The organism is Streptomyces sp. NPDC059853, assembly GCF_042731495.1.
GTDB lineage: Bacteria > Actinomycetota > Actinomycetes > Streptomycetales > Streptomycetaceae > Streptomyces.
The window spans coordinates 1-6,126 of sequence record NZ_JBHWJL010000302.1; the positions used below are offsets into that span (position 1 = coordinate 1).

The following is a 6,126-nucleotide window of genomic DNA, read 5'->3' on the forward strand; positions in this document are numbered from 1 at the left end:
GTCCCCGGTCAGCCGCTCCCGCGCGGCCAGCTGATCGATCCGCGCGGTGAGCGGCGCCGCGCCGAGCCCTTCCGCCGCCGTACGCACCCGGCCCAGCAGCCGGACGGCCCGGGCGCGTACGTCCGCCGCCGTCCCGTTCTCCGCCAGCAGCGCCTCCGCCCAGCTCACCCGGGCCTGCGCCAGGTGGTACGGGAGCCCCAGCGGCTCAAGACCGGCCACCGCCTCGGCCCAGCGGGCCGCCGAGTCCCGCCCTTCCGCGCGCAGCAGCTCCGCCTCGACCAGCCGGCCGAGCCCCGCCCACAGCGGGGCCCGGCGCGGCGCGGGCCCCATGGCCTCGCGGATCGCGGCCACCGCCTGCGCCCGGCCCGCGTCCGCCGCGGGCAGCCCCCGGGTACCGGACTCGGCGCGGGCCGCGGCGTCGAAGAGCCCCCACAGGGAGCTGGCGGTGAACGGCAGCAGGCCGTTCGCCGTGGCCACCCGGAACAGTTCCCTGACCAGCCCGATGTCACCGTCGTGCGCGGCCAGCTCCAGCTCCACCCGGCTCAGTCCGATCAGGAAGTCCGCGCGCAGCTCCGGGGTACGGAAGCCGTCGCGGACCACCGCCAGCGCGGCACGGGCGGCCGGCACCTCGCCCCGCAGCAGCGCCAGCTGGGCGGCGAGCACGGTGGCGGCGGCCTGCGGCGTGTCGGAGCGCGCCCGCTCGCGGGCCAGCGTCAGCGACTCGGCGCAGCCGGCCCAGTCGCCGCGCAGGAGCAGCACGGAGGCCCGGTTGGTGGCCAGCCACGCCTTGGTGTCCTCCAGACCGAACCGGTCCGCCAGCTCGAAGCCGCGCTCGGTGGCCTCCAGCGAGGCGTCCAGCCGGCCGATCTCGCCGAGGGTGACGGCGGAGTTCACCAGACAGCGGCCGAGCAGGGACACCTCGCCCCGGTCCAGGACCCGCTGGAGCACCCGGCCCATCTCGGCGACGCCGTCCTCGGTCGACCCGGCCTCGGCGCGCAGGCAGGCCAGCGTGAACCGGGCGTACAGCTCGATGGATTCGACGTCCACCAGCCGGGCCATCGACAGCGCCCGCTCGGCCGTCTCGAACATCTGCGGCCCCACCGGCTCCCCCGACGTCCGCCGGGCGGCGTCCAGGGCCAGCACCTGGGCGTGCACCACGGACGGCGGCAGCCCGCGCACCAGTTCCCTGGCCCGGCGCAGCTCGGCCCGGCCGTCGCTGCGGGAGGGCCCGTTGTCCATCCGGGAACGCTGGAGCCAGAACCAGGCGCTGCGCAGCGGCTCCCGGCGCTCGTCCAGGGCGCGCAGCGCCCGCCTGCTGATGGTCAGCGCCCGGTCGTAACTCTCGGCCAGCAGCGCCGCCATCGTCGCCTCGGCCAGCAGATCGACATGGTCCAGGGCGCCGGCGCGGCGCTCCGCCGGGTAGACCCAGATGTAGTCCACCGGGCGCAGGCCCTCCCGTACGGCGGGCGACACCGCCTCCCACAGCTCCAGGGCGCGTTCCAGCAGGCCGAGTTGCTCGGCGAAGGCGTAGCGGCGGCGGGCGTGGACGGCGGCCTCCAGGACCGCGGGCAGCGCCTGCTCCCGCACCCCCGCGTGGTACCAGTACCCCGCGAGCCGGGCGGCGTACTGGTCCTCGGGCACGGCGTGCGGCACCCGCTCCAGAGCGCGGGCGTACCGCAGGCTGAGCTGGGCGCGCTCGCCGGGCAGCAGATCGTCCAGCACCGCCTCGCGGGTCAGGGCGTGCCGGAAGGTGTAGCCGTCGCCGTCGGCCGTGGGCACCAGCAGATGGGCGCCGACGGCGGTGCGCAGCACGGCCAGCAGTTCGCCCTCCGTGCAGCCGGCCGTCTCGGCCAGCAGGGCGTGCTCCACGAACGAGCCACCGGCGGCCACCGTCCGCAGCACCTCCTGCACCTCGTCCGGCAGGCTCTCCAGACGCACCAGCAGCAGATCGCGCAGTGACGGGCTCAGCCCGCCGCGCACGGTGGCGCCGTCGGCGGTCAGCTCCTCGACGAAGAACGGGTTGCCCTCGGAGCGCTCGTACACCGACCGGGCCAGCGCGGGCTCCGGTGCGGCGCCGGTGATCGCCGTCATCTGGGCGGTCACCTCGCGCTCGGTGAACCGGGCGAGATCGAGCCGCCGTACGGTGCGCAGCCGGTCGAGCCCCGCGAGGAACGGCCGCAGCGGATGGCGGCGGTGCAGGTCGTCCGCGCGATAGGTGGCCACCAGCAGCAGATGGGAGTGCTGGAGCGAGCGGACGAGGTAGCCGAGCAGTTCCCGGGTGGAGCGGTCCGACCAGTGCAGGTCCTCCACCGCGACGACCAGCGGGCGGTCCGCGCGGGCCAGCCGTTCCAGCAGCCGGGCGGTCGCCTCGAACAGCCGCATCCGGTCCGGCTCCGGCCCGGTGGCGGGCCCGGTCTCGCCCAGTCCGGGCAGCAGCCTGGCCAGCTCCGTCTCCCACCCGCCGGCCGCCTCGGCCAGTTCGCCGCCCAGCCGGCGGTGCAGGGCGCGCAGCAACGTGGCGAGGGGTGCGAAGGGCAGCCCGTCCGCGCCCTGTTCGACGCAGCCGCCGACCGCCGTCACCGCGCCGCCCGTCCGCGCGGCCCTCAAGAACTCCTCCAGCAGCCGGGTCTTGCCCACGCCCGCCTCGCCCCCGACGACGACGGACCGCGGGTCGCCTGCGGCGGCCCGTTCCAGACCGGCCGTCAGAACGCTGCGTTCGGCCTCCCGGCCGATGAACACGGGGCTGATCCGCTGGCTGTCCACCTGCCCGAGCATCGCACGGGTGTCGCGGGCCGGGACAGCGGATATCCGGGGCAGCGTCCCGGTCACGCCGCCGTCGACCAGTCCGTCCGCGCGGTGCGCTCCCCCGCGCCGGACGCCGGCCGCTGCTCCTCCCCCTCCCCCTTCCCCTTCTCCTTCCTCTTCTCCGCCGCCGCCTGCCTGGCGCGGCGCTGTTCGGCCGCGGCACGTTCCAGTTCGGCGGCCCGCTGTTGGTGCAGTGCGTACTCCGTGATCAAGGTGTCCGTCTCCCGGTGGGCGTCGTCGATCCGATGCCTCCACTGTGCGCGGGCGGCCCCCGCGGGCACATCGGGAGAACGCCCCGGAGCACGGGCCCCGGGGGCCTTATTCCGGGGCCCGGGGGGCCTTAGAGGCCGTTCCCCCGCCCGGAGCCGGTGCTCCTCAGACCGCTCGGGGGAACAGCTTCTCGACGGCGGTCACCACGGCGGCGCGGCGGGCTGCGGTGGAGGGGTCCCGGGCGTGCTCGGCCGCGGCTTCGGCGAATTCGGGCTGGGCGGCCCAGGTCGTGGCGATCTGGTTGACCAGGGCGAGGATGTCGGCCGGGTCCCAGGCGGCACTGAGGTGCCCGGCGCGCTGAGCCCGGCGGAGCAGGTCGAGCTTGCGGGTGATGGCCGCCCGGGTGGGATGGTCTTCGGTGGCCCCGGTGTCAGCCAGCTCCAGGCGCCCCCAGGTGATCAGGCGGTGATGGTCCGGGCGGGCGGCGAAGTAGTCGAACAGATGGCCCGCGTAGCCGGGAAGGTCGGACGGGTCGATCTGGACGGCTTCGGCGATGACGGAGAGCTCTCGCGTGGCGACATGGGCGTAGAGCGCTTCCTTGCTGCGGAAGTAGGCGTAGACCCGTTCCTTGCTGCTCCGGGCTCGCTTGGCGATGCGGTCGACGCGGGCGCCGGCGATGCCGTGGGAGGCGAACTCCTCCAGGGCAGCGGCCAGGATCCGCTCACGCGTGGTGTCGCTGCCGCCGGAAGCGGCCGCGTGCCCTGGCGCCTGGCCTGAGTCGGGGGAAGGGGACATCACCCCAGGATAGAACACCGAACTATTTCGTTTGGCATGGCGGGACAGCTGCGCGTACGGTTAAAACCGAACGGTTCGGTTCGACCTGCCAGCACTGGGGAGTGACCTCATGCACCACCGCCATCTGGGCTCTCAGGGCCTTCGCGTCTCGGCGCTCGGTCTCGGCATCATGGGCATGTCCATGGCCTACGGAGCCTCGAACGACGACGAGAGCATCGCGACCATCCGTCGCGCCCATGAACTCGGGATCACCTTCTTCGACACCGCCGAGCTGTACGGCGCCGGTACCGGCAGCAACGAGATCCTGCTGGGCACAGCGGTCCGGGACTTCCGCGACGAGGTGGTCCTGGCCACCAAATTCGGCTTCGACATGACCGCCCAGCCCTTCGGTTCCGGCTTCGACAGCCGCCCCGAGAACATCCGCAAGGTCGCCGAGAACAGCCTGCGCCACCTGCGGACCGACCACATCGACCTCTTCTACCAGCACATCTCCAACCCCTATGTCCCCGCCGAGGACGTCGCGGGCGCCGTCGGCGAACTGATCGCCGAGGGCAAGGTCAGGTACTTCGGCCTGAGCAACGTCGGCCCCCAGTACATCCGCCGGGCCCACGCCGTCACCCCGGTCTCCGCCCTTCAGTACGAGTACTCCCTCTTCGAGCGCGAGGTCCAGGAGGAGATCCTCCCCGCCCTGCGCGAGCTCGGCATCGGCCTGGTGCCCTACTCCCCGCTCGGCCGGGGCTTCCTGACCGGTTCGGTCAAACCCGCGGATGCCTACCCCGAGGACGACATGCGCAGCTGGGACGAGCGCTGGCAGGGGGAGAACTACACCTACAACCTCCGCGCCACCGAACGGCTCAAAGAACTCGCCACGGCCAAGGGCATCACCACCGCCCAACTCGCGCTCGCCTGGCTCCTCGCCCAGGGCGAGGACATCGTGCCCATCCCCGGCACCCGCAGTGCCGAGCGTCTTGAGGAGAACGCCGGGGCGGAGCGCGTCCGGCTCACGGACGCCGACCTGGCCCGCATCGCGGAGATCCTCCCCCACGGCTCGGCGGGCAGCCGGTACCCGGCCGCGATCCTCTCCAGTTACACCACCGACTGATCCCGTCGGCGCCGCCACACCTCTCCGCCGTTCACCCGGTGAGGCGGCGGCGGGGGCGGGGGCATCCGGCGCGCCGGGACAGGGCCCGCGACGCGCCCGGCCCCCACCACGCAGCAGGAATCGTCCCGCCCGGTTCCCCGCGCGAGCGGGCCGTGAGCAGCGGACGGCACCGTACACGCCGGTGGGGCGGCACCGTCCGGACCGGACCGTGCCGCCCCACCGGGTGCGGGATCAGCGCGCGGGCGCTCAGCCCTGGACGCCGAGGCGCTCCAGGATCAGCTCGCGGGCCCGCGCCGCGTCCGCCTGCCCGCGGGTGGCCTTCATGACCGCGCCGACCAGCGCGCCCGCCGCCGCGACCTTGCCGCCGCGGATCTTGTCCGCCACGCCCGGGTTGGCGGCGATCGCCTCGTCGACGGCGGCGCCCAGCGCGCCCTCGTCCTTGACGATCTTCAGCCCGCGGGCCTCGACGACCTCGTCGGGATCGCCCTCGCCCGCCAGCACACCCTCGATGACCTGCCGGGCCAGCTTGTCGTTCAGCGAGCCCTCGGCCACCAGCGCCGCGATCCGGGCGACCTGCCCGGGCGTCACCGGCAGCGCCGACAGCTCGGTGCCCGTCTCATTGGCCCGCCGGGCCAGCTCGCCCATCCACCACTTGCGCGCGGCCGCCTGGTCCGCGCCCGCCGCGATGGTGGCCGTGATCAACTCGATGGCACCGGCGTTGAGCACCGACTGCATCTCGTGCTCCGAGATGCCCCACTCCTCGCGCAGCCGGTTGCGCCGCGCCCGGGGCAGCTCGGGAAGCTCGGCCCGCAGCTGCTCGACCCACTCCCTGGGCGGGGCCACCGGCACCAGGTCCGGCTCGGGGAAGTAGCGGTAGTCCTCCGCCTCCTCCTTCACCCGGCCGGAGGTGGTGGAGCCGTTGTCCTCGTGGAAGTGCCGGGTCTCCTGGACGATCGTGCCGCCGCCGTCCAGGACCGCCGCGTGCCGCTGGATCTCGAACCGCACCGCCCGCTCGACGCTGCGCAGCGAGTTGACGTTCTTGGTCTCGCTGCGGGTGCCGAACGCCTCGCGTCCGTGCGGGCGCAGCGACACGTTCACGTCGCAGCGCATCTGGCCCATCTCCATGCGCGCCTCGGAGACACCGAGGGCCCGGATGACCTCGCGCAGCTCGCGGACGTAGGCGCGCGCGACCTCGGGGGCCCGCTCGCCCGCGC

General features: G+C 74.2%; 4 protein-coding genes and 1 pseudogene. 1 reads left to right on the top strand and 4 read right to left on the bottom strand.

Features of this window, described 5'->3' with window-relative positions; all coding sequences use genetic code 11:
- The 3 genes from ACFV5N_RS23285 to ACFV5N_RS23295 all read right to left on the bottom strand — a co-directional run.
- A partial coding sequence (locus ACFV5N_RS23285) for an ATP-binding protein (protein ID WP_385603136.1) occupies window positions 1-2,775 on the bottom strand: 2,775 nt, incomplete at its 3' end.
- A gap of 50 nt (window positions 2,776-2,825) precedes the next feature.
- Window positions 2,826-3,017 carry a hypothetical protein gene (locus ACFV5N_RS23290; RefSeq protein WP_385603139.1) on the bottom strand — a complete coding sequence of 64 codons (192 nt, stop codon included), beginning with the start codon at window positions 3,015-3,017 and terminating at the stop codon, window positions 2,826-2,828.
- Window positions 3,018-3,180: 163 nt separating this feature from the next.
- Complete coding sequence (locus tag ACFV5N_RS23295) at window positions 3,181-3,810, bottom strand: TetR family transcriptional regulator (protein WP_385603142.1); 630 nt, start codon at window positions 3,808-3,810, stop codon at window positions 3,181-3,183.
- A 109-nt stretch (window positions 3,811-3,919) separates the two neighbouring features.
- Here ACFV5N_RS23295 and ACFV5N_RS23300 point away from each other — a divergent pair, with 109 nt between their 5' ends.
- Complete coding sequence (locus ACFV5N_RS23300) at window positions 3,920-4,912, top strand: aldo/keto reductase (RefSeq protein ID WP_385603145.1); 993 nt, start codon at window positions 3,920-3,922, stop codon at window positions 4,910-4,912.
- A 246-nt stretch (window positions 4,913-5,158) separates the two neighbouring features.
- Here ACFV5N_RS23300 and ACFV5N_RS23305 read toward each other — a convergent pair.
- Window positions 5,159-6,126 (bottom strand): annotated as a pseudogene (locus tag ACFV5N_RS23305) (Asp-tRNA(Asn)/Glu-tRNA(Gln) amidotransferase GatCAB subunit B); the annotation flags it as partial.